Raw genomic sequence first — 23,941 nt, 5'->3', positions numbered from 1 at the left:
CCCGCGCCCCCCGGAGCATCCCCGCCCGGGGCGCCGCCCACCCGGGGCACCGCCGACTGAGCCTTACCTCACAGGTTCGCCGCCGGCGGCAGGTTCTACGCTGGGGAGGCTCGCCAGCGTCGGCGGGCGGTCGTCCGTCAGAGTGAGGAATGGGCTGAGATGCCTGAGTTCGCGTACACCGATCTGCTCCCCCAGGGCGAGGACACCACCCCGTACCGGCTGGTGACCTCCGAGGGCGTGTCCACCGTCGAGGGACCGGACGGCCGGACGTTCCTCAAGGTGGAGCCGGAGGCGCTGCGCAAGCTGGCCGAGGAGGCCATCCACGACATCCAGCACTATCTGCGCCCGGCCCACCTGGCGCAGCTGCGCCGGATCATCGACGACCCGGAGGCGTCGGCGAACGACAAGTTCGTGGCGCTGGACCTGCTGAAGAACGCGAACATCGCGGCGGCCGGCGTGCTGCCCATGTGCCAGGACACCGGCACCGCGATCGTCATGGGCAAGCGCGGGCAGCACGTGCTGACGGCGGGCGAGGACGAGAAGCACCTCTCGCACGGCATCTTCGACGCCTACACCAAGCTGAACCTGCGCTACTCGCAGATGGCTCCGCTCACCATGTGGGAGGAGAAGAACACCGGCTCCAACCTGCCGGCCCAGATCGAGCTGTACGCGACCGACGGCGGCGCCTACAAGTTCCTCTTCATGGCCAAGGGCGGCGGCTCGGCCAACAAGTCCTTCCTGTACCAGGAGACGAAGGCCGTCCTGAACGAGTCCTCCATGATGAAGTTCCTGGAGGAGAAGATCCGTTCGCTCGGTACGGCCGCCTGCCCGCCGTACCACCTGGCGATCGTCGTCGGCGGCACCAGCGCCGAGTTCGCGCTGAAGACCGCCAAGTACGCCTCCGCGCACTACCTGGACAACATGCCGGCCGAGGGCTCGCCGCTCGGCCACGGCTTCCGGGACAAGGAGCTGGAGGAGAAGGTCTTCGAACTGACGCAGAGGATCGGCATCGGCGCGCAGTTCGGCGGCAAGTACTTCTGCCACGACGTCCGCGTGGTCCGGCTGCCCCGGCACGGCGCGTCCTGCCCGGTCGCCATCGCCGTCTCCTGCTCGGCCGACCGCCAGGCGCTCGCGAAGATCACGCCCGAGGGCGTCTTCCTGGAGCAGCTGGAGACCGACCCGGCGCGGTTCCTGCCCGAGACCACGGACGAGCACCTGGACGAGTCCTCCGACGTGGTGCGGATCGACCTGAACCAGCCGATGGACACGATCCTCGCCGAGCTGACCAAGTACCCGGTCAAGACGCGGCTGTCGCTGACCGGTCCGCTGGTCGTGGCGCGGGACATCGCGCACGCCAAGATCAAGGAGCGGCTGGACGCGGGCGAGGAGATGCCGCAGTACCTGAAGGACCACCCGGTGTACTACGCCGGCCCGGCCAAGACCCCCGAGGGCTACGCCTCCGGTTCCTTCGGCCCGACCACGGCCGGCCGCATGGACTCCTACGTGGAGCGGTTCCAGGCGGCGGGCGGCTCGAAGGTGATGCTCGCCAAGGGCAACCGCAGCAAGCAGGTCACCGACGCCTGCGCGGCGCACGGCGGCTTCTACCTCGGCTCCATCGGCGGCCCGGCCGCCCGCCTGGCCCAGGACTGCATCAAGAAGGTGGAGGTCCTGGAGTACGAGGAGCTGGGCATGGAGGCCGTCTGGAAGATCGAGGTCGAGGACTTCCCGGCGTTCATCGTCGTGGACGACAAGGGCAACGACTTCTTCCAGGACCCCGCTCCCCAGCCGACGTTCACCACCATTCCGGTGCGGGGCCCCGGGCTGGCCTAGGCAGCACGCGGGCCGGGGCGGGCACCGGACGAAAGGCGCCCGCCCCGGTTCCCCGTCGGCTGAAGCGCCGGGCCGCCGAGCCGTCGCGGGTCCGGAGCCCGACCCGCTCCTTCGCCGCCGTCAGGGTCGGGCACAGGCCCGGCGCCGCCGCCGGGCGGATCGTGCCCGCCTGGCGGACGAACCGCTGGTCGGCGCCGCCGTGGCAGTTCCACAGGACCAGGCCCGTCCCGGCGGCGCAGGAGCCGTCCGGCACGTCCAGGCACCGGTCGTGGGTCAGCTCCACGTACAGCGCGCCCCGCCCGGCGTCGTACCACCAGCCCTCGTTGCGGCCCCCGCGGCGGTCCCAGCCGACCACCTCGGTGCCGTCGGCGCTCGATCCGCCCGAGGCGTCGAGGCAGGCGCCGGTGGCCTGGCCGGTCAGCGGGCGGAACGCGTCGTCCCAGGCGTTGCATGGCGCCTCCCCCAAGCAGGTGTCACCCCCGGTATTCACTGGCGGGTAGTCAGTCGGGGAATACGTGTGACGCGACACGTGCTCATGTTTTCGGAGGTACGACGATGACGACCGAAGAGCCGCAGTACCGGATCGAGCACGACTCGATGGGCGAGGTCCGGGTCCCGGCCCATGCCAAGTGGCGTGCGCAGACCCAGCGCGCCGTCGAGAACTTCCCCGTCTCCGGACAGCGCCTCGAACGCGCCCACATCGAGGCCCTGGCCCGCATCAAGGCGGCCGCGGCCAAGGTGAACGCCGAACTGGGAGTGCTGGACGGGGACATCGCGCGGGCGATCCGGGAGGCGGCCGGGGAGGTCGCCGCCGGCACCTGGGACGAGCACTTCCCGGTGGACGTGTTCCAGACCGGCTCCGGCACCTCGTCCAACATGAACACCAACGAGGTCATCGCGACGCTCGCCACCGAGCGGCTCGGCCGTGACGTGCACCCCAACGACCACGTCAACGCCTCGCAGTCGTCCAACGACGTCTTCCCGTCCTCGATCCACATCGCGGCCACCGCGGCCGTCACCCACGACCTGATCCCGGCCCTGGAGCACCTGGCCGCGGCCCTGGAGCGCAAGTCCGCCGAGTTCGCCGACGTCGTGAAGTCCGGGCGCACCCACCTGATGGACGCCACCCCCGTGACCCTCGGCCAGGAGTTCGGCGGGTACGCGGCACAGGTCCGCCACGGCGTCGAGCGGCTGGAGGCATCCCTGCCGCGCCTGGCCGAGCTGCCGCTGGGCGGCACGGCGGTGGGCACCGGCATCAACACCCCGCCCGGGTTCTCCGCCGCCGTCATCAAGGAGGTCGCCCGGGTCACCGGGCTGCCGCTCACCGAGGCCCGCGACCACTTCGAGGCCCAGGGCGCCCGCGACGGCATCGTGGAGACCAGCGGGCAGCTGCGGACCATCGCGGTCGGCCTGACGAAGATCGCCAACGATCTGCGCTGGATGTCGTCCGGCCCGCGCACCGGCCTCGCCGAGATTCGGCTGCCCGACCTCCAGCCCGGCTCCTCGATCATGCCGGGCAAGGTCAACCCGGTCGTCCCCGAGGCCGTGCTGATGGTCGCCGCGCAGGTCATCGGCAACGACGCCACCATCACCACGGCCGGCGCCGCGGGCAACTTCGAGCTGAACGTGATGCTCCCGGTCCTCGCCAAGAACGTCCTGGAGTCCATCCGGCTGCTCGCCAACGCCTCCCGGCTGCTGGCCGACCGGACGATCGACGGCATCACCGCCGACCGCGAACGCGCCCGCGAGTACGCCGAGTCGTCCCCGTCCGTGGTCACCCCGCTGAACAAGTACATCGGTTACGAGGAGGCCGCGAAGGTCGCCAAGAAGTCCCTCGCCGAACGCAGGACGATCCGCGAAGTCGTCCTGGACAGCGGGTACGTGGAGCGCGGGGACCTGACGCTCGCCCAGCTCGACGAGGCGCTGGACGTCCTGCGGATGACGCGCCCGTAGCCCGCTAACGAACGTTTCCGGCCACCCGGGACGGCCGTGACGCGCACCGCAGCGTCGTATGCCGGGGGCACCTAAAATCTGTCCATGACGGACGACGGAGCGAGGGCACGAGTGACGGCGGGAGCGGTGACGCACTGGGCCCCGGGAACGCACATCCTGTGGCGCTACCGGGAGAACGGGGGCGAGCAGTTCCACATCGCCCGGCCCGTCACCGTCGTACGCGACGACGCCGACCTGCTGGCCGTGTGGCTGGCCCCCGGTACCGAGTGCGTGAAACCGGTCCTGGCCGACGGCACGCCCGTGCACCTGGAGCCGCTGGAGTCCCGCTACACCAAGCCGCGCACGGTCCAGCGGGACCGCTGGTTCGGCACGGGCGTGCTGAAGCTGGCCCAGCCCGGCCGGCCCTGGTCGGTGTGGCTGTTCTGGGAGCCGGGCTGGCGCTTCAAGAACTGGTACGTCAACCTGGAGCAGCCGCTCGCGCGTTGGGCGGGCGGGGTGGACTCCGAGGACCACTTCCTGGACATCACCGTCGGCCCCGACCGCAGGTGGCACTGGCGGGACGAGGACGAGTTCGCCCAGGCCCAGCGGGACGGCCTGATGGACCCGGCGACCGCCGAACGGGTGCGGGCGGCGGGCCGGGAGGCCGTGGAGGTGATCCGGGCGTGGGGCCCGCCGTTCCCGGACGGCTGGCAGGACTGGCGCCCGGACCCCTCCTGGGCGGTACCTTCTCTACCCGAGGACTGGGACCGCACGCCCGCGCATGTGTCCTCATGAGACCCTTGATGCGCCCCCGGACGGGAAACGTAGGATCGTCCTCCGCAAGGGCGCGTGAACGCAACTACCGGAGCATGCGCCGGGGCTGACCGATCGTCACCGAGGGACGGCAGGACGTGAGCGAGGGGTACCAGGGCACCACCACGAAAGCCGGCCCCGCGGGAATTCCGTTCCCTGGGCACGTATTGCGGGTATCGGGACTTCGGCGGGACCAACTGCGCGCCCGGCGCATCCGGCGCGCAGCCCCGGACGGACGGATGCGACACGCGTGACGGAGCAGCCCACCTCCATCGAGCGCCCCCAGCCGGGCGCCGACCCCGCGGAGGCCCGCGGGGCGCCCCCGCGTACCCCGGAGCAGTCCGCGCGGCCGCTCGGCGACCCGGCCTTACCCGCACAGGCCCGTACCGACACCACGCCCGCCGGGCCGGGCACGGCCGCGTCCCGTGGCAAGGGAAAGGACGGCATGGGGAAGGAGCACCCGGTGGGCGGCCCCGAACACTCCCAGCCCGCCATCACCGAACCCGGCGCGCTGCGCCCGCGCCCCGCGCCGGACGGCATCCCGGCGCAGCCCGGGGCCGGCCAGGAGCGTGCGCCGGAGGGTCCGGAGCGCCGTGCCGGGCGGGTCGTGCCCTCGGGGCGGCCGATGCCCATGCGGCGCGACGGGGACCGGCTCAGGTTCGTGGGCGCGGCCACCCGGCGCATCGCCCGCGGGCTCGACCTGGACGAGATCGTGATGGGTCTGTGCCGGGCCACCGTGCCGACGTTCTCGGACGCGATCCTGGTCTATCTGCGCGACCCGCTGCCGGTCGGCGACGAACGGCCCACCGGCCCGGTGGTGCTGCGGCTGCGCCGCACCGACCGGATACCGGACGAGCGGGACACCGACGGGGTGCTGCTGCCGTCGGCGTTCGAGCCGGAGCCGGAGCCGTCCGTGCTGGCGGACCTGTCGGCGCTGACCACCGAGCTGTGCGAGGTGCGGCCGGGCGGCGCGCTGAACGAGGTGCTGCGCGGGGTGCGTCCGGTGTTCGCCGACGCGCCCGCCGCCCGGGCCGCGCTGCCCGAACTGCTCGGCGAGAGCGGCGAGGAGGTCGTACCGGGCGGGCAGCACGCGATCCTCGCGCCGCTGCGCGGCCGGCGCCGGGTGATCGGTGCGGCGCTGTTCCTGCGCCGCCCGGACCAGCCGGCGTTCGAGGCGGACGACCTGCTGGTGGCCGCCCAGCTGGCCACGCACAGCGCGCTCGGCATCGACAAGGCGGTGCTGTACGGCCGGGAGGCGTACATCGCCGACGAGTTGCAGCGCACCATGCTGCCCGAGACCCTGCCCCGGCCCACCGGTGTCCGGCTGGCCTCGCGGTATCTGCCGGCGGCGGAGACGGCGCGGGTCGGCGGCGACTGGTACGACGCGATCCCGCTGCCGGGCAGCCGGGTCGCCCTGGTCGTCGGCGATGTGATGGGCCACTCGATGACCTCGGCGGCGATCATGGGCCAGCTGCGCACCACCGCGCAGACGCTGGCCGGGCTCGACCTGCCGCCGCAGGAGGTGCTGCACCACCTCGACGAGCAGGCGCAGCGCCTGGGCACCGACCGCATGGCGACCTGTCTGTACGCGGTCTACGACCCGGTGACGCACCGCATCACGATCGCCAACGCCGGCCATCCGCCGCCCGTGCTGCTGCACCTGGGCGGCCGGGCGGAGGTGCTGCGGGTGCCGCCGGGCGCGCCGATCGGCGTCGGCGGGGTGGACTTCGAGGCGGTGGAGCTGGACGCGCCCGCCGGGGCGACCCTGCTGCTGTACACCGACGGGCTGGTGGAGTCCCGGCTGCGGGACGTGTGGACCGGCATAGAGCAGCTGCGCGAGCGGCTGGCCGCGACCGCCCGGCTGACGGGGCCGGACCATCCGCCGCCGCTGGAAGCGCTGTGCGACGAGGTGCTGGACATGCTCGGCCCGGGCGACCGGGACGACGACATCGCGCTGCTCGCCGCCCGGTTCGACGGGATCGCGCCGAGCGATGTCGCGTACTGGACGCTGGAGCCGGAACGCACGGCCCCCGGCCAGGCCCGCCGGCTGGCCCGCCGGGCGCTCGCCCGCTGGGACCTGGAGGACCTGTCGGATTCGGTGGAGCTGCTGGTCAGCGAGGTCGTGACGAACGCGGTGCGGTACGCGTCGCGGCCGGTGACGCTGCGGCTGCTGCGCACGGACGTGCTGCGCTGCGAGGTCGGCGACGACGTGCCGCAGCTGCCGCGCCTCAGGCAGGCCCGGGCCACCGACGAGGGCGGGCGCGGCCTGTACCTGGTCAACAAACTGGCCCGGCGCTGGGGCGCGACCCGGCTGAGCACCGGCAAGGTGGTCTGGTTCGAGCTGAACCGCTGAGCCGTCGCGCACGGCTCATGCGAAGGGGCGCCCGGAGATTGTCCGGGCGCCCCTTTCGCGTGGGCCGTGCGCGCGTCAGCCGGTGTGCCAGTCCTGCCCGAGGTCCTCGTCCGGGTCGAACGGGTCCCCGGTGGGGGTCTGGGACGGCGGCTCGGTGGTGGGCGTCTGGGACGGCGGCGTCTGCGACGGCGAGTGGGACGGCGACTGGGTGTGGCTCGGCGTCTCGGACGGCGTCTGCGACGGCGGCGCGGAGGAGGTCGGCGGCTCGCTGGTCGGCGTGTGCGTCGGCGTCCGGGAGGGGGTCGGCGGCTCGCTGGTCGGCGTCTTCGTCGGTGCGACGGCGGCGCCCTGGGTGGTGTCCAGTTCGAACGCGGACCGGTCGGTCACGCCGAAGGTGTAGGCGGCCCATATCTCCGCCGGGTAGCCGCCGCCGTTGATCCGGCCGGGCGCCGGCAGCAGTCCGGTCGCGCCCGTCATGGAGACGTGCTTGTGGCTCTTCGGGTCCTCGCCGAACAGGCCGACGGAGGTGACCAGGTCGGGGGTGTAGCCGGTGAACCAGGCGGACTTGTTCTCGTCGGAGGTGCCGGTCTTTCCCGCCACCTGCTGGCCGTCGCGCAGCGGGTTGGCGGCCACGGACCGGCTGGCCGTGCCGTCGTCCACCACGCCGGTGAGCACCGAGGTGACCGTGTCGGCGGCCGTGCGGCTGATCACCGAGCCGCCGACCGGGTCCGGCAGGTCCACCGTGCGGCCCCGGTTCTCCGCGGACTTGATGATGGTCGGGGTCACCTTGTGGCCGTGGTTGGCGAAGGTGGCGTAGATGCCGGCCATCTCCAGGGGGCTCGCGCCCATCGAGCCGAGCGTCTGGGCGGGCACCGCCTGCATGCCCTTGGTGTTCATGCCGAGGGTGCCCGCGGTGCTCATGACCTTGTCCATGCCGACGTCCACGCCCATCTGCGCGAAGACGGAGTTGACGGACTTGTTCATCGCCTGCTGGACGGTGATCGGGCCGTAGTCGACGTCGTCCTCGTTGGGCGGGGCGAAACCGACCGGGCGGCCGTGGTCCAGCACCGGGCGCCGGTTGCTGCCGTCGTAGACGGTGTCGGCGGTGATGGGCTTGCCGTCCTGCGTGGTGGCCTCGCGCTCCAGCGCGGCGGCGAGGATGACCGGCTTGAAGGTGGAGGCGGGCTGGTAGTCCCTGCGAGTGGCGTTGCTGTAGTAGTGCTCGTAGTAGTTCTGGCCGCCGTAGAGCGCGACGATCTTGCCGGTCTCCGGGTCCACGGAGACCGCGCCGGGCTGGATGTCGCCGTCGACCTTGCGCTTGGTCTTGTTGAGCTTGCCGGTCAGCTCGTTGCGGACGGCCTTCTCCAGCGCGGCCTGCTTCTTGCGGTCGATGTTGAGGGTGATGGTCCAGCCCTTCTCCATGACCGCGTTCTCCGCCTGCGACTGGGTCAGGCCCTCCTGCTCCATGAGCCGCTGCTCGAGCTGCTGGTTGGCGAGTTCGACCAGGTAGCCCTTCTGCCCGTCGAGGCCGGGGGCGCCCTTGGGCTCCTTGATCACGGGAAAGCGCATGGCGGAGCGCGTGGCCTTGGGGAGCCAGCCCTCCTCGGCCATGTTGTCCAGGACGTAGTTCCAGCGCTCGGTGACCAGCCGCTTGCCGGTGTCGGTCGCCACGGCCCAGTCGTACTGGCTCGGCGCCTGGAGCAGCGCGGCAAGATAGGCGCCCTGCTCGACCGTGAGGTCCTCGGCGTCGACGCGGAAGTAGGCCTGGGCGGCGGCCTGGATGCCGTAGGCGTTGCGGCCGTAGTAGCTGGTGTTGATGTAACCGGCGAGGATGTCGTCCTTGGACTTCTCGCGGTCCACCTTCAACGAGATGACCAGTTCCTTCAGCTTGCGCGTGACGGTCTGGTCCTGGTTGAGGTAGTAGTTCTTGACGTACTGCTGGGTGATCGTGGAGCCGCCCTGCTTGCCCCGGCCGCGCAGGGTGTTGAGCAGGCCGCGGGCGGTGCCCTTGAAGTCGACGCCGGAGTCGCTGTAGAAGCTCTTGTTCTCGGCGGCGACGAAGGTCAGCTGGACCTTGCGGGGCACCTTGGACAGGTCCACGATCTCGCGGTTGACCTTGCCGTTGCGGGCCAGCAGCGTTCCGTCGCTGAATTTGTAGACGTTGCTCTGCTGCTGGGCGGCGGCGTTGCCCTCGGGGATGTCGACGTACAGGTACAGGCCGACGAAGCCGAGGATGGCCAGCAGGCACACCCCGAAGACGGTGCCGAGGATCTTCTTCCAGGTGAACATGCGGCGCAGGAGGCTCTTGGCGGGCTTTCCGGCCGCCGTGGGTTCGGAGCGGCGGCGCTGGGGCGCCGCGCGGTGACCGCCACGCTGTCGCGCTCGTCTCTCTTCCGCTCGTCCCATGGGTCCCTACGCTCGCTTCCGTCTCGGGGTCAGCTCCGAAAGCTAACACCCGCCTATATGACAAAGGGCGTCCGATCCGGTCTTTTGCGGACGTGACAATCAGCACCCGCCCCCAAGGAACCGACGTTCGGGAGCGGTACAGGGTTGCCTGCTCCGAGGAAAGTGTTATCACTTAGCTAGACCGACGCTACAAGACACCGAACCGGGGGGTCACCCATGTCCGACATACCCGAGATGCCCGCTCCGCGTGTGCGCGAGTTCCAGGCGCACAGCATCGGCGGCGGGCTCGCCCTGCTGCTCGGCCTGCTCGGGCTCGGCGCCGCCGCCGCGCTGTTCGCGACCGCCGGGGCCGTCTCCTCGCCCGGCGGGCGGGGCGGGCTCATCGCCGCCGGTGTCGTCGTGCTCCTCGCCGCCCTCATCGCGATGCGCGGCCTGAACACGGTCGCGCCGGGCGAGGCCCGGGTCGTCCAGCTCTTCGGACGCTACCGGGGCACGATCCGGCAGGACGGCCTGCGCTGGGTGAACCCCTTCACCTCCCGGACCCGGATCTCCACCCGGGTGCGCAACCACGAGACCGCCGTACTGAAGGTCAACGACGCCTACGGCAACCCGATCGAGCTGGCCGCGGTCGTGGTGTGGAAGGTCCGGGACACCGCGCAGGCCACCTTCGAGGTCGACGACTTCGCCGAGTTCGTCGCCACGCAGACCGAGACGGCCGTACGGCACATCGCCATCGAGTACCCCTACGACGCCCACGACGAGGACGGCCTCTCGCTGCGCGGCAACGCCGAGGAGATCACCGAGAAGCTGGCCCGCGAGCTCCAGGCGCGGGTGGAGGCGGCCGGAGTGGAGATCGTCGAGTCGCGGTTCACGCATCTCGCGTACGCTCCCGAGATCGCCTCGGCGATGCTCCAGCGGCAGCAGGCGGGCGCGGTCGTCGCGGCCCGGCGGCAGATCGTGGACGGCGCCGTGGGCATGGTGGAGGCGGCGCTGGCCCGGATAGCGGAGGCGGACATCGTGGAGCTGGACGACGAGAGGAAGGCGGCGATGGTGTCGAACCTGATGGTGGTGCTGTGCGGGGACCGCGCCCCCCAGCCGGTCCTGAACACCGGAACCCTCTACCAGTGACCGATCCGTCGGAGCCGCCGAAGGTCCGGCCGCGGCAGCGCAAGCAGGTGCTGCTGCGGCTGGACCCGTCGGTGTACGAGGCACTGGTCCGCTGGGCCGGGGACGAGCTGCGGTCGGCGAACGCGCAGATCGAGTTCCTGCTGCGGCGCGCCCTCGCGGAGGCCGGGCGGCTGCCCCGGGACGCCGGCCCGCTGCCGCGCCGGGGCCGGCCGCCCGGCGACCCCGGCCCCGCCCCCGGCACCCCGCCGCCACCGCCCTGAGCCGGACCCCTCCCTCAAGGGGCCCGGCCTTCGCCGTACCGGGGTCCGGCTGTTACGGAACCCTGACAAAGGCGTCCCACCTGCGCCGACGGACCCTCGCACCGGCCCTCTGCACGGTGTGTATACATCGAGCGTATACACGGTGTGTAGAGTGCTTCCATGTCCATCGGTCACACCCTCCTCGGGCTCCTGGAGTCCGGCCCGCGCCACGGCTACGACCTCAAGCGGGCCTTCGACGAGAAGTTCGGTCACGACCGGCCGCTGCACTACGGCCAGGTCTACTCCACGATGTCCCGGCTGCTGAAGAACGGTCTCGTGGAGGTCGACGGGATCGAGGCCGGCGGCGGCCCCGAGCGCAAGCGGTACGCCATCACCGACGCAGGCGTCACCGACGTCGAGCGCTGGCTCGCCACCCCGGAGAAGCCGGAGGAGTACCTCCAGTCGACCCTCTACACCAAGGTCGTCCTCGCCCTCCTCACCCACCGCGACGCCGCCGACATCCTCGACACCCAGCGGTCCGAGCACCTGCGCAGCATGCGCATCCTCACCGACCGCAAGCGCAAGGGCGACCTCGCCGACCAGCTGATCTGCGACCACGCCCTGTTCCACCTGGAGGCGGACCTGCGCTGGCTGGAACTCACCGCCGCGCGCCTCGACAAGCTCCGTGCGGCGGTGACCCGGTGACCCCTCCCCCCGGCTCCCTGCTCGCCGCCGAGGACCTGCGCAAGTCCTACGGCCCCACCGTCGCCCTCGACGGCGCCGGCTTCTCCATCCACCCCGGCGAGGTCGTCGCCGTGATGGGCCCCTCCGGCTCCGGCAAGTCGACGCTGCTGCACTGCCTGGCCGGCATCGTGCCGCCCGACTCCGGCTCCATCACCTACGACGGCCGCGAACTCGCCGGCCTGGGCGACACCGAACGCAGCGCGCTGCGCCGCCGCGACTTCGGCTTCGTCTTCCAGTTCGGCCAGCTGGTCCCGGAGCTGACCTGTGTGGAGAACGTGGCCCTGCCGCTGCGGCTGAACGGCCGCCCCCGCAAGGAGGCCGAACGGGCCGCGCTCACCTGGATGGAACGCCTGGAGGTGGACGACCTCCGGGACAAGCGGCCCGGCGAGGTCTCCGGCGGCCAGGGCCAGCGGGTCGCGGTGGCCCGCGCCCTGGTCACCGGCCCCCGGGTGATCTTCGCCGACGAACCGACCGGCGCGCTCGACTCCCTCAACGGCGAGCGGGTGATGGAGCTGCTGACCGACGCGGCCCGCTCCGCCAACACGGCCGTGGTGCTGGTCACCCACGAGGCCCGGGTGGCCGCCTACTCCGACCGGGAGATCGTCGTGCGCGACGGCAGGTCCCGGGACATGGAGCGCGCCATATGAACATCCGGCAGTGGACCAGGGACCTGGGCATGGGCGTCCGGTTCGCGGTCACCGGCGGGCGCGAGGGCTGGGTCCGGATGGTGCTGACGGCGGTCGGCGTGGGCCTCGGCGTGGCGCTGCTGCTGCTGACGACCGCGCTGCCGAACGTGCTGACGGCACGGCACCAGCGCGAGGAGGCCCGCACGGACCTCACCTACAGCGCGAAGGTGCCGCCGAAGGGCGAGAACACCGTGCTGGTCGCCATGGGCGACACCAAGTGGCACGACGAGGACGTCCGGGGCCGCTTCCTGGAGCCCGAAGGCGCGCGGGCACCGCTGCCGCCGGGCGTGGACCGCTTCCCCGCGCCGGGCGAGATGGTGGTCTCGCCCGAGCTGGAGAAGCTGCTCTCCTCCGACGGGGGCCGGCTGCTGCGCGAACGGCTGCCGGAACGGATCACCGGCACGATCGGCGAGCCCGGGCTGATCGGCTCGCACGAACTGGCCTTCTACGCGGGCGCCGACGACCTGACGGTGAAGGAGAACAGCTCGCGCGTGGTGCGGCTGACCGCGTTCGGCGACCGGCGTCCGACGACCGAGCGGGCCGACCCGGTGCTCATCATGATGACGCTGGTGGTGTTCGTCGTCCTGCTCACACCGGTCGCCGTGTTCATCGCGGCGGCCGTGCGGTTCGGCGGCGAACGGCGCGACCGCCGGCTGGCCGCGCTGCGGCTGGTGGGCTCCGACCGCCGGATGACCCGCCGGATCGCGGCGGGCGAGGCACTGGCCGGAGCACTGCTCGGCCTGGCCGTCGGGACGGTGTTCTTCCTGATCGGACGGCAGGCGGCGGGCTCGGTCGAGGTGCTGGGGGAGAGCTTCTTCCCCAGCTATCTGAACCCCTCCCCGGTGCTGGTCGTCCTGGTCGCGGTGGCGGTTCCGGCCGCCGCGGTGGGAGTGACGCTGTTCGCGATGCGCGGGGTGGCCGTCGAACCGCTCGGTGTGGTGCGCACGGCCAAGCAGGCCCGGCGGCGCCTGTGGTGGCGGCTGCTGCCGCCGGTGGCGGGCCTGGCGATGCTGGTCCCCATGATCGGCAACGGCCGCTCCCACGGCGACTTCAACGAGTACCTGGTCGTCGGCGGCGTCCTGCTGCTCCTGGTCGGCGTCAGCGCGCTGCTGCCCTGGCTGGTGGAGGCGGCCGTGGCCCGGCTCGGCGCGGGACCGGTCTCCTGGCAGCTGGCCGTACGGCGGCTGCAGCTGAGCAGCGGCACGGCGGCCCGCATGGTCAACGGCATCGCCGTCGCCGTGGCCGGGGCGATCGCGCTGCAGATGCTGTTCGCGGGGGTGGAGAGCCAGTACACCAAGGAGACCGGCCAGGACCCGGAGCGGGCGTCGGTGCAGATCGACCTCTCGAACGGGACCGCGCTGCCGGCGGCGGCCCGCGAGTTCCCGCGCACCAAGGGCGTCCGGGCGGCGGTGGCGATCTCCTCCGGCTCGATGGGCGACCGGCGCAGCGACCCGGACATCACGACGGGCATCACCGTCGGCGACTGTGCCGCGCTGCGCGAGCTGGCCCACCTGCCGTCCTGCCGGGACGGTGACGTGTTCGTCGTCCCGGACCCGAACGACAGCGCCGCGGCCCGGGCCTCCCTGCGGCCGGGCCGTGAGGGCTTCATCGACGCCACCTACTCGGAGGGCGTACGCGGGCGCGAGATCCCCTGGACGGTGCCGGCCGGACTGCGCCGGGCCACCGCGCGCGAGGACGCGCTCCAGTCGAACGTCAACGGACTGCTGCTCACCCCGTCCGCGCTGCCCGCCGAGGCCGCGCCGACCCTGTACCACCAGGTCTACGTCCGCCTGGACCTGTCGGTGCCGGAAGCGGACCAGTACGTGCGGAACACGGCGGCACGGGTGGACCGGCTCTCGAGCGTCTGGCACTGGGCGGCGACCACCCAGTCCCGCAAGTACACCTCCCTGCGCACCGGCCTGTTCCTCGGCGCGGTCTGTGTGCTGGCGCTGATCGGGGCGAGCCTGCTGGTCTCCCAGCTGGAGCAGTTGCGCGAGCGGCGCAAGCTGCTGTCGTCGCTGGTCGCCTTCGGCACCCGGCGCCGCACGCTGGGGCTGTCGGTGCTGTGGCAGACGGCGGTGCCGATCACGCTCGGCCTGCTGCTGGCCTCGGCGGTGGGCCTGGCCCTCGGCGCGGTGCTGCTGAAGATGACGGACACGACGGTGTCCGTGGAGTGGGCGAGCGTGCTGTCGATGGCCGGCGCGGGCGCGGGAGTCGTCCTGGTGGTCACGCTGCTGAGCCTGCCGCCGCTGCTGCGCATGATGCGGCCGGAGGGGCTGCGGACGGAGTAGGCGGACCACCCCCGTGCCCGAAGGGGCGCGGGGAACCGCGCACCGCACGACCGCCCTCCCCCGGAGCGCTAGCCGGCGCCGTCCAGCACGCGTACCGGCATCGCCCGCAGCGCGCCTCGCAGCGCCGCCGCCAGTTCCTCGTACTCCGCCGCGCGGGCCGCGCCCGCGCGCATGGCGAAGGCGACGCGGCGGCTCGGGGCGGGGTCGGCGAAGGCGCCGGTGAGCAACTGGCTGCTGCGGGAGGTCTCCAGCTTCAGCGCGGTGCGCGGCAGCAGCGTGCAGCCGAGGCCGCCCGCCACCAGCTGGACCAGCGTGGACAGTCCGGCGGCCGTGGTGGTGACCGGCGCGTCCTCGCGGCCCGCCTCCCGGCAGATGTCGAGGGCCTGGTCACGCAGGCAGTGGCCCTCGTCCAGGAGCAGCAGATGCAGCTCCTTCAGCGCCTCGCGGGGTATGCCCTCCCGGCCGCCGAGCCAGTGGTCGAGCGGGGTGACCAGCACGAAGTCCTCGTCGAACAGCGGGAGTTCGACCACGCCGGGCACACCGAGCGGCACCGCCAGCAACAGCAGGTCGAGCCGGCCGGAGAGCAGGCCGTCCAGCAGGCTGGCGGTCTGCTCCTCGTGCACCTGGAGGTCGAGCTGCGGATAGCGCTCGTGGACCAGCCGGAGCACGGCCGGCAGCAGATAGGGCGCGACGGTCGGGATCACCCCGAGGCGCAGCGCGCCCGTGAACGGCGCCCGGACCGCCTCGGCCTCCTCCAGCAGCGCGCCGACCTCGTCCAGCACCGCCCTGGCCCGCACGGCCAGCCGCTCCCCCGCCGACGAGAGCAGTACCTTGCGCGTCGTACGCTCGAGGAGGGTCACCCCGAGGGTCTCCTCCAGCGCGGAGACGGCACCGGACAGGGCGGGCTGGCTCATCCCGATGGCCGCCGCCGCGTCCCGGAAGTGCAGGTGCTCGGCCACGGCGACGAATGCCCGCAGCTGCGACAGCGTGGGCTGCCGTCGCTTCCCGTTGCCGGTCGTCACTGATAACCGCCTCCAATCAACACGACCGAGTGTAGCTATTTCCCTAATCAATGCACCCTGTGCCACCATCGTCAGAGTCCAACCCCTGGGAAACACCCCAAAAGGGAAGTTTCTTCGCTGCAAGGAGAGTCCGTGCTCACTGTCGGTGACAAGTTCCCCGAGTTCGATCTGACCGCCTGCGTCTCACTGGAGAAGGGCAAGGAGTTCCAGCAGATCAACCACAAGTCCTACGAGGGCAAGTGGCTCGTGGTCTTCGCCTGGCCCAAGGACTTCACGTTCGTGTGCCCGACCGAGATCGCCGCGTTCGGGAAGCTGAACGACGAGTTCGCCGACCGCGACGCCCAGATCCTCGGCTTCTCCGGTGACTCCGAGTTCGTGCACCACGCCTGGCGCAAGGACCACCCGGACCTGACCGACCTGCCGTTCCCGATGATGGCGGACCCCAAGCACGAGCTGATGCGCGACCTCGGCATCGAGGGTGAGGACGGCTACGCCCAGCGCGCCGTCTTCGTCGTCGACCCGAACCACGAGATCCAGTTCACGATGGTCACCGCCGGTTCCGTGGGCCGCAACCCCAAGGAGGTCCTGCGGGTGCTGGACGCCCTGCAGACCGACGAGCTGTGCCCCTGCAACTGGTCCAAGGGCGAGGAGACCCTCGACCCGGTCGCGCTGCTGGCTGGTGAGTGACCCGTGTCCCTCGACTCCCTGAAGTCCCGGATCCCGGACTACGCCAAGGACCTGAAGCTCAACCTGGGCTCGGTCATCGGCAACTCGGAGCTGCCGGCGCAGCAGCTGTGGGGCACGGTGCTGGCGACCGCGATCGCCTCCCGCTCCCCGATCGTGCTGCGTGAGCTGGAGCCGGAAGCGAAGGCGAACCTGTCGCCGGAGGCGTACCAGGCCGCCAAGTCGGCCGCCGCCATCATGGCGATGAACAACGTCTTCTACCGCACCCGGCACCTGCTGTCCGACCACGAGTACGGCACCCTGCGCGCGGGCCTGCGGATGAACGTCATCGGCAACCCGGGCGTGGAGAAGGTCGACTTCGAGCTGTGGTCGTTCGCGGTCTCCGCGATCAACGGCTGTGGCATGTGCCTGGACTCGCACGAGCAGGTGCTGCGCAAGGCCGGCGTGGAGCGCGAGACCGTCCAGGAGGCGTTCAAGATCGCCTCCGTGGTGCAGGCGATCGCCGTCACCGTGGACGCCGAGGCCGTCCTGGCCGAGTAGGACTCGTCCCGAAGGCCCCGCTCACTCCGTGTGAGCGGGGTTTTCGTCGTCCTTCGCCCCCTCGCGGGGAGCGTTCCCCGCGTTCCCGGCGGGGGCCTTCTCCCCGGTGCCGGCACCGGCGGCCTCCGTGCTCTCGGGGGCTTTCTCGCCGCCCTCGCCGGAAGCCTCCTCGCCGCCCTCGCCGGGGGCCGCGGCGCCCGCCTCGCCCCCGGCGGGTTCGTCGTCCTCGCCCTCCCCGGCCTGCTGCCGCGCGTACGTCCGCAGGTACCCCACCACCGTGTTCGTCACGGCGACCAGCGGTACGGCCACCACCGCGCCGCCGATGCCGGCCACCATGCCGCCGGCGGCCACGGTCAGGACCACCGCCAGCGGGTGCACCCGGACCGCGCGGCCGAGGATGAACGGCTGGAGCACATGGCCCTCGATCTGCTGGACCGCGAGCACCACCACCAGGGTCATCACCGCCGTGAACACGCCCTGGGTGACCAGCGCGACGATCACCGCGAGCGCGCCGGAGGCGACGGCGCCGACCAGCGGGATGAACGAGAACAGGAAGATGAACACGGCCAGCGGGACGGCCATCGGCACGTCCAGGAAGTAGATGCCGATGCCGATGAAGATCGCGTCGATGAGGGCGACCAGCACCGTGCCGCGCACGTACGCGGTCAGGGTGCGCCAGGCCCGCGGACCGGCGCCGGCCACGCCCGGGCGGGCGGCGGCGGGCACCAGCTTCAGGAACCACTCCCAGATCCGCTTGCCGTCGTAGAGCAGGAAGAGCGTCGAGAAGAACACCAGCAGGATGCCGGTCAGCGCCTCCACGATGACCTGGACGCCCTCCAGGCCCGCGGACGTTATCTGGTCGGCGTTGGCGCCGATCGCCTCGCGCAGGTTCTTGGCGATCTGGTTGATCTGCTTGTCGGTGACGTGGAAGGGGCTCTTCAGCAGCCAGTTGCGCAGGTCGTCGATGCCGGACTGGATCTGGTTGGAGAGCGTGTCGATGTTCTCCATGACCTGCCAGGTCACGAACCAGCCCATGAGGCCGATGACGACGAAGCCGCTGATGGCGGTGAGCGCGGTGGCCGGGCCGCGCGGCACCCCCCGGCGGGTGAGCCGGGCGACCGTCGGCTGGAGCAGGGCGGTGACCAGCAGGGCGATGACGAAGGCGAACACCACCAGCTGCACCGCGCTGATGACCCGCATCAGCACCCACAGGGTGCCGGCCAGCACCAGCAGCCGCCAGCCCGCCTCGGCGGCGACCCGGACACCCCAGGGCACGGCCTCGGCGGGGTCGGGCCGGCGCCCGGACGGCGCGGCGGCGCGGCGGGCGGGTCCCGGCGCGCTCGCGCGGGCGGCCGGGGCCGCCTCGGCGCCGGACGTCCCGGCCCCGGACCCGGGGCCGACGGGTTCGTCCTGCTCCTTCTCCACCTCCGCGCGGCGCTCGTCGAGCCGCTCGCTCATCTCGGCCAGACCGCGTCCGAGCCGGCCCAGCCACCGTGGCACTCGCGCCATGCTCCGTCCTCTTCCCCCGCGTCTCCGCGTCCTCGCCACCACTCCCCCGAGGAGTCGTCCGCGTAAGACCGTACAGGGCGAAAGCCCCTCCCCTGAGGACGGGGGAAGGGCTGCGCGAGGGTGAGCTGCGGCCGGACGGGCCGGCGGGCGGCCTAGTACCAGTGGTTGCCCTGCCAGAACGTCCAGGCCTCGCAGGGGCTGCCGTACCGCTCGTTCATGTAGTTGAGGCCCCACTTGATCTGGGTCGCCGGGTTGGTCCGCCAGTCGGCGCCGGCCGAGGCGTACTTGCCGGCGGGCAGGGCCTGGAAGAGACCGTAGGCACCGGAGGAGGCGTTGACCGCCTGGTAGTTCCAGCTGGACTCGTGGTCCACGATGTTGCTGAAGCACTGGAACTGGTTGCCGGCCACCATCTGGCGCGCCATCGCCTGGATCTGCCCCACGCTGTAGCTGCCCTGGGCCGGGAAGCTGGAGGAGTCGCGGACGTCGGTGCCACCGCGGCTGGCCTCGGCCTTGGCCTCCAGCCGCTCCTTGGCCTCCTTGGCCGCCTTGGCGGCCTCGGCCGCCTTCTTCTCGGCGGCCGCCTTCTTCGCGATCGCGGTCTCGGCGGCCGCCATGCGGGCCGCCTCCTCGGCGTCCTTCTTGGCGGTCGCGTCCGCCGCGATGGCCTGGGCGTCGGCCTGCTGCGTGAGGGACGCGGTCTGCACCTGCGCCTGCTGACCCGCGGGTATGTCCGCGAGGAGCGTGGTGTCGGCTGCCGTCGCCTCGGCGGCGTCGTTGGCCTGCGCGGTGCTGCCCGAGGCAACGCCGACGACGCTTCCGACAGCGGTGACCGCGGTGGCCGAGGCCACTGCGAGTCCCCGGACCGAAATCCGGCTCACACGGTTTCCTTCCAGCATCGCCCGCTTCGGTGACCCTGGCGGACGCGATCGTGCCCCTGGCACAGGCCTCCCAACTGCGGGGTCACGGGAGGCACGGGCCCGGTGGGCAACTCCCCGAAGGGGAGCGCCGCGTGGTGCGCGGGCGGCATACGACGATCTGTATGGAGTTGGCGGGGCCTGCGGGGCGCCGTACCGCTGGGGGTACGACTGTGTCGTATGCGGGGCCTGACAGGAACGAGACTCTGCCGTAACCGGACGCCGCGTGGCAATTCTGTGTTGCGTGTGAAAGCTCACATCCCGTTTGGCCCTGGGGATTTCAGGAAAGCTCCACGCACGACGGCGCCGCCCGGCTAGGCTCTTTGCCTTTGCCGGGCGGCGCCAGCCGCTGGGCGGGGTGTGTCAGATGTGACCGTCCTCCAGCATCTCGGTCACAAGTGCGGCAATCTGGGATCTCTCGGACCGGGTCAGCGTGACGTGGGCGAAGAGCGGATGCCCCTTCAGCTTCTCCACCACGGCGACCACTCCGTCGTACCGCCCCACCCGCAGGTTGTCCCGCTGGGCCACGTCATGGGTGAGGACCACCCGGGAGCCCGCCCCGATCCGGGACAACACCGTCAGCAGGACGTTCTTCTCCAGCGACTGGGCCTCGTCCACGATCACGAAGGCGTCGTGCAGCGAGCGGCCGCGGATGTGGGTCAGCGGGAGGACCTCCAGCATCCCGCGCGCGGTGACCTCCTCGATGACCTCGCGGCTGGTGACCGCCGAGAGGGTGTCGAAGACGGCTTGCGCCCAGGGGCTCATCTTCTCCGCCTCGGTGCCCGGCAGATAGCCGAGCTCCTGCCCGCCGACCGCGTACAGCGGCCGGAAGACCATCACCTTCTGGTGCTGGCGGCGTTCCAGGACGGCTTCCAGGCCCGCGCACAGCGCCAGCGCCGACTTGCCGGTGCCGGCCCGGCCGCCCATCGAGACGATCCCGATGTCCGGGTCGAGGAGCAGGTCGAGCGCGATGCGCTGTTCGGCGCTGCGGCCCTTGATGCCGAACGCCTCCCGGTCGCCGCGCACCAGGCGGACGTTGCCCTCGGCGGTGACCCGGCCGAGGGCCCTGCCGCGTTCGGACTGGATGGTCAGACCGGTGTGCACGGGCAGGCCGGACGCCTCCGGGACGTACACGTGTCCTTCCTCGAAGAGGATGTCCACCTGTTCGCCGGGCAGGGTGAGTTCCGACATCCCGGTCCAGCCGGAGTTCTCCGTGATGGCGAGTTCGGCCCGGTACTCCTCGGCGAGGAGACCGACGGAGGACGCCTTGATCCTCAGCGGGAGGTCCTTCGACACGACGGTGACGTCGTATCCCTCCGCCTGGAGGTTGCGGGCCACCGCGAGGATGCGGGAGTCGTTGTCGCCCAGTCGGTAGCCCGTGGGCAGCACGCTGGGGTCCGAGTGGTTGAGCTCGACCCGGAGCGTTCCGCCGAGGTCCCCGGTCGGAATCGGGGCGTCGAGGCGGCCGTGCCGGACCCGGTAGTCGTCGAGCAGGCGCAGGGCCTGCCGGGCGAAGTAGCCGAGTTCGGGATGGTGCCGCTTGGCCTCCAACTCCGTGACCACCACGATGGGGAGCACGACCTCGTGCTCGTCGAAGCGGGTCAGGGCGTTCGGGTCGGCCAGCAGGACGCTGGTGTCGAGAACATACGTGCGCCGGTCGGGCTTGTGGCGCTGTGTGCTGGTCACCACGGAAGGACGTACCCCCTCGGATGTGGTCGGGGAGCGACGAGGAGTTGCTGGACCGGTGTCTGGCCCCCGCGCGCGGCGGGCCGTGAACCGGCCCTCCGCGGCTGATGCCGTGCCGTGACCGCACGGTCGGGCTGGTGCAAAGGGCCTCCCGGGCGGACGGCCCCGAGCCGCCCGCTGAGATACGACGCCCGTGGTTCGGGTGTCGACCTGTTGGGTTTATGCCCTCGAACGGGCGGCGCCATGCGAATGCGGCCACCGGCGCGCTGGTGAACTCCTTGTGACGTCCGTGCCAATCGGGGGGCACGACGACGCCCCGTCACCGGGCGGCGGCGGGGCGGGACGGGGGCGGTCAGCCGCCGTAGCGACGGTGACGTGCGGCATAGTCGCGCAGGGCGCGCAGGAAGTCGACCTTCCGGAAGGCCGGCCAGAAGACTTCGCAGAAGTAGTACTCGGAGTGAGCGGTCTGCCAGAGCATGAATCCGGACAGCCGCTGTTCGCCGCTGGTGCGGATCACCAGGTCCGGGTCGGGCTGGGCGCCTGTGTAGAGGTGACGGCCGATCATGTCGACGTCGACGGACTCGGCGAGGTCCTCCATCGACAGGCCCCGGTCGTGCGCCTCGTGCAGCATGGAGCGCACGGCGTCGGCGATCTCCTGCCGGCCGCCGTAGCCGATGGCCACGTTGACGAGTATGCCGTCGGTGTGGGCGGTGCTCTCCTCGGCTTCCTTCAGGGTGCGCTGCATGCCCGCGGGCAGCAGGTCCATCGTGCCGACGTGGTGCACCCGCCAGCGGCCGTCGGCGGCGAGGGTGCGCACGACGTCCTCGATGATGCCGAGCAGGGGGACCAGTTCCTCCTGCGGGCGGTCGAAGTTGTCGGTGGACAGCAGCCACAGCGTGACTACCTCGACGTCGGTCTCGGAGCACCAGCCGAGGAACTCCTCGATCTTCTCGGCACCGGCCCGGTGCCCGTGGACGGTGCTGGAGCCGGACGCCTTCGCCCAGCGGCGGTTGCCGTCCATGATGACGCCGATGTGCTTGGGCACCTGAGCGTGATCCAGGTGACCTTCCACCCGGCGTGCGTAGAGCCTGACGAGCAGACCGCGCAGCTTGTCGCGCAGGTTCACGTGACCCTCCGGGGGTTGGGCGCGGGGTAGGGGGGTGCCGGAGCCTTGGGGGTGCCGGAGCCGTCGAGCCTACCGCTGCCGGGGGCTCGGTCCGGCCCGGGGTTTGGCCACGCGGCGGCGGTGCGCGCCGCCGGGGGCCACGCCCCTTCGGGGAGACGCCGGGCCGGGGCCGGGCGGTTCCGGAACCCCGCCGTCCTCCCGCACGAAAAAAACGGGCCGGTCCGTGGGGGGGAGACGGACCGGCCCGAGGGGGGGTTTCCACCATAACCCTTCGTAAGGGATGGTGGGTGCATCGGCGTGCCACAACTACTCTCCGGAATCACCCGGCGACGCCGTGGGGACGACGGAATGCGGGATTCAGGGGTGTTGCCGGGGCGATTCACAGTGGAATCCCAGGAGAATCGTGTCGAATGCGAAGGGATTCGCAAGGATTACGCCGTCTTGGGGGAATCATCCGGCGGGTGTCCCGGATCCCCCCGATGGGCGACCCCGCCGGCGAACGGTGGACTTGACCGCTCCGCTACGGCGTCCCGGCCGGGGTCCGGCCGCGTCCCGGCGAAAGCCCCGGACGGTTCCACGGCACCGCGCGGCCCCCTCCACCGCGCGCCACCGACCGCGCGGCTTTGCCGACGCGATTTACCTTGGTCTGAACCTATGTGACCGGTGGGGCCCCTGTGAACCCAGGGTCGATAACAATGCGGAAACCCGGTGTCGTCAGCGTTCCGGCTTGCGTACGTCGAAGAGGTGCCGGGCGCTGTGCGCGACGAACGGCCCCTCCTTCCCGATGCGCTCGTGCAGCGCGCGGAGCCGTGGCTCGTACGCCTCGACCGTGAAGCCCGGGACCATCCAGACGACCTTGCGCAGGAAATGGACGACGGCGGCGATGTCGTGGAACTCCATCCGCAGCCGCTGGGCACGCAGGCCGGCCACCTCCAGCCCCGCCGCCTCGGCGTCGGCGCGCTCCCGCTCGGGGTCGCGGGCGCGGCGCGCCTCCTCCGGCTGGGGCCCGAGGAAGTACTCGACCAGCTCGAAGGCGCTGGCGGGCCCCACGTGCTGGGCGAAGTACGTCCCGCCGGGCCGCAGCACCCGGGCGATCTCCGTCCAGTGGGGGCGGACCGGATGCCGGCTGAGCACCAGGTCGAACGCCTCGTCCGCGAAGGGCAGCGGCGCGTCGTCCGGGGCGGCGACCACGACGACGCCGCGTGGCCGCAGCAGGGCGGTGGCCTTGGCCGCGTTCGGCGGCCAGCCCTCGGTCGCCGCCACGAGCGGCGGCCGGGCCGGCTCCGCCCGCCCCAGCGCGAAGTCCAGCACCTCCCCGCCGCCGGTCTGGACGTCGAGCGCGGCCCCGGCCCGGGTCAGCCGCTCCCCGGCCGACCGGGCGTACCCCCACGACGGCCGCGCCTCGCTGGCCCGCCCCTCGAACCACGAGAAGTCCCACCCCTCGGTGGGCACGGCGACGCCCTCGGCCACGAGATCTTCGAAGGAACGCTCGGCACTCATACGGCCATGCTCCCAGCGGAGCGACACGGGGGCCCGCGGTTTTCCCGTGACGGGCTGCCTCGGCCGGGGACCGGGCCGCCCGTGATCACGGGGACACGGCGAACGGGCTGCGGGCCGCCCGGGCGGCCGGGGCGCCGGGGAAGCCGGCGGCCGACCGGCACCGAGCCTCCCGGGCGACGGGTCCTGCCGGGACGAGGAGTGCCACTCCGACGGGCCGACTGCCCGCGCGACCGAGCGACGGGCCCTCCGGGGTAGGGGAAGCGGCTCGGACGGGCCGGCTGCCCGCGCGACCGGGCGACGGGTCCCTCCGGGGTGGAGGAAGCGGCGCCGACGGGCCGGCTGCCCCCGCGACCGGACGACGGGCCCCTCCGGGGCGAAGAGTGCCGCTCCGACCGGCTGCCCCCGCGACCGGGCGACGGGTCCCTCCGGGGTGGAGGAAGCAGCTCCGACGGGCCGGCTGCCCCCGCGACCGGACGACAGGCCCCTCCGGGGCGAAGAGTGCCGCTCCGACCGGCTGCCCCCGCGACCGGGCGACGGC

Annotated in this window: 19 protein-coding genes; 11 read left to right on the top strand and 8 right to left on the bottom strand. The window is 72.0% G+C overall.

Going from position 1 to position 23,941, the window contains the following annotated elements; genetic code table 11:
• Positions 1–159 precede the first annotated feature (159 nt).
• On the top strand, positions 160–1,830 hold the full coding sequence (locus tag ACZ4W9_RS04985; RefSeq protein WP_467933247.1) for a fumarate hydratase: 1,671 nt from the start codon (positions 160–162) through the stop codon (positions 1,828–1,830).
• Here the strand turns inward: ACZ4W9_RS04985 and ACZ4W9_RS04980 are convergent.
• Complete coding sequence (locus tag ACZ4W9_RS04980) at positions 1,793–2,296, bottom strand: RICIN domain-containing protein (protein WP_467933245.1); 504 nt, start codon at positions 2,294–2,296, stop codon at positions 1,793–1,795. The genes ACZ4W9_RS04985 and ACZ4W9_RS04980 overlap by 38 nt on opposite strands.
• Before the next feature lie 89 nt (positions 2,297–2,385).
• On the opposite strand from ACZ4W9_RS04980, the gene ACZ4W9_RS04975 reads away from it, so the two are divergent.
• The 3 genes from ACZ4W9_RS04975 (at position 2,386) to ACZ4W9_RS04965 (ending at position 6,928) form a co-directional block, all read left to right on the top strand.
• Positions 2,386–3,783, top strand: coding sequence for a class II fumarate hydratase (locus ACZ4W9_RS04975; RefSeq protein WP_467933244.1), 1,398 nt, complete (start codon positions 2,386–2,388; stop codon positions 3,781–3,783).
• A gap of 84 nt (positions 3,784–3,867) precedes the next feature.
• Entirely contained in the window at positions 3,868–4,557 is a 690-nt protein-coding gene (fomD, locus tag ACZ4W9_RS04970) for a cytidylyl-2-hydroxypropylphosphonate hydrolase (RefSeq protein WP_467933242.1), read from the top strand.
• A 268-nt stretch (positions 4,558–4,825) separates the two neighbouring features.
• Positions 4,826–6,928 carry a SpoIIE family protein phosphatase gene (locus ACZ4W9_RS04965; protein WP_467933241.1) on the top strand — a complete coding sequence of 701 codons (2,103 nt, stop codon included), beginning with the start codon at positions 4,826–4,828 and terminating at the stop codon, positions 6,926–6,928.
• Positions 6,929–7,003: 75 nt separating this feature from the next.
• Here the strand turns inward: ACZ4W9_RS04965 and ACZ4W9_RS04960 are convergent, their stop codons facing one another.
• Positions 7,004–9,334 carry a transglycosylase domain-containing protein gene (locus ACZ4W9_RS04960; protein WP_467933240.1) on the bottom strand — a complete coding sequence of 777 codons (2,331 nt, stop codon included), beginning with the start codon at positions 9,332–9,334 and terminating at the stop codon, positions 7,004–7,006.
• 216 nt (positions 9,335–9,550) lie between these two features.
• Between ACZ4W9_RS04960 and ACZ4W9_RS04955 the strand changes: the two genes are divergently transcribed.
• The 5 genes from ACZ4W9_RS04955 to ACZ4W9_RS04935 all read left to right on the top strand — a co-directional run bounded on the left by ACZ4W9_RS04955 (position 9,551) and on the right by ACZ4W9_RS04935 (position 14,422).
• Complete coding sequence (locus ACZ4W9_RS04955) at positions 9,551–10,462, top strand: SPFH domain-containing protein (protein WP_467933238.1); 912 nt, start codon at positions 9,551–9,553, stop codon at positions 10,460–10,462.
• Positions 10,459–10,722, top strand: a complete 264-nt coding sequence (locus tag ACZ4W9_RS04950) for a type II toxin-antitoxin system antitoxin (RefSeq protein WP_467933237.1) — start codon at positions 10,459–10,461, stop codon at positions 10,720–10,722. The genes ACZ4W9_RS04955 and ACZ4W9_RS04950 overlap by 4 nt, the downstream gene beginning before the upstream one ends.
• 159 nt (positions 10,723–10,881) lie before the next feature.
• Positions 10,882–11,406: a PadR family transcriptional regulator gene (locus tag ACZ4W9_RS04945; protein WP_362197401.1), complete on the top strand. Its 525-nt coding sequence runs from the start codon at positions 10,882–10,884 to the stop codon at positions 11,404–11,406.
• Entirely contained in the window at positions 11,403–12,092 is a 690-nt protein-coding gene (locus ACZ4W9_RS04940; protein ID WP_467933236.1) for an ABC transporter ATP-binding protein, read from the top strand. Before ACZ4W9_RS04945 ends, ACZ4W9_RS04940 begins: the two co-directional genes overlap by 4 nt.
• Complete coding sequence (locus ACZ4W9_RS04935; RefSeq protein WP_467933234.1) at positions 12,089–14,422, top strand: ABC transporter permease; 2,334 nt, start codon at positions 12,089–12,091, stop codon at positions 14,420–14,422. Before ACZ4W9_RS04940 ends, ACZ4W9_RS04935 begins: the two co-directional genes overlap by 4 nt.
• A gap of 68 nt (positions 14,423–14,490) precedes the next feature.
• Here the strand turns inward: ACZ4W9_RS04935 and ACZ4W9_RS04930 are convergent, their stop codons facing one another.
• Positions 14,491–15,444, bottom strand: coding sequence for a LysR substrate-binding domain-containing protein (locus tag ACZ4W9_RS04930; protein ID WP_467933233.1), 954 nt, complete (start codon positions 15,442–15,444; stop codon positions 14,491–14,493).
• 132 nt (positions 15,445–15,576) lie between these two features.
• Here ACZ4W9_RS04930 and ACZ4W9_RS04925 point away from each other — a divergent pair, with 132 nt between their 5' ends.
• Together ACZ4W9_RS04925 and ACZ4W9_RS04920 are read left to right on the top strand one after the other, a co-directional pair.
• Positions 15,577–16,131: a peroxiredoxin gene (locus ACZ4W9_RS04925; protein ID WP_467933232.1), complete on the top strand. Its 555-nt coding sequence runs from the start codon at positions 15,577–15,579 to the stop codon at positions 16,129–16,131.
• A 3-nt stretch (positions 16,132–16,134) separates the two neighbouring features.
• On the top strand, positions 16,135–16,668 hold the full coding sequence (locus ACZ4W9_RS04920; RefSeq protein ID WP_030616493.1) for an alkyl hydroperoxide reductase: 534 nt from the start codon (positions 16,135–16,137) through the stop codon (positions 16,666–16,668).
• Positions 16,669–16,689: 21 nt separating this feature from the next.
• On the opposite strand, the gene ACZ4W9_RS04915 is transcribed toward ACZ4W9_RS04920, so the two are convergent.
• The 5 genes from ACZ4W9_RS04915 to ACZ4W9_RS04895 all read right to left on the bottom strand — a co-directional run bounded on the left by ACZ4W9_RS04915 (position 16,690) and on the right by ACZ4W9_RS04895 (position 23,403).
• Positions 16,690–18,177, bottom strand: coding sequence for an AI-2E family transporter (locus ACZ4W9_RS04915; RefSeq protein ID WP_467933230.1), 1,488 nt, complete (start codon positions 18,175–18,177; stop codon positions 16,690–16,692).
• A 152-nt stretch (positions 18,178–18,329) separates the two neighbouring features.
• Positions 18,330–19,055, bottom strand: coding sequence for an aggregation-promoting factor C-terminal-like domain-containing protein (locus ACZ4W9_RS04910; protein WP_467933229.1), 726 nt, complete (start codon positions 19,053–19,055; stop codon positions 18,330–18,332).
• 399 nt (positions 19,056–19,454) lie between these two features.
• Entirely contained in the window at positions 19,455–20,780 is a 1,326-nt protein-coding gene (locus tag ACZ4W9_RS04905; protein ID WP_467933227.1) for a PhoH family protein, read from the bottom strand.
• Between the two features lie 349 nt (positions 20,781–21,129).
• Positions 21,130–21,903 (bottom strand): isoprenyl transferase, encoded by a 774-nt coding sequence (locus tag ACZ4W9_RS04900; RefSeq protein WP_467933226.1) that lies wholly within the window; start codon positions 21,901–21,903, stop codon positions 21,130–21,132.
• Positions 21,904–22,617: 714 nt separating this feature from the next.
• Positions 22,618–23,403, bottom strand: a complete 786-nt coding sequence (locus ACZ4W9_RS04895) for a class I SAM-dependent methyltransferase (protein ID WP_467933225.1) — start codon at positions 23,401–23,403, stop codon at positions 22,618–22,620.
• Positions 23,404–23,941 lie beyond the last annotated feature (538 nt).

It is taken from the genome of Streptomyces sp. NPDC029296 (assembly GCF_055569255.1).
The sequence above is the reverse complement of the archived record's forward strand: the minus strand, read 5'-3'. Positions and strand labels throughout refer to the sequence as shown.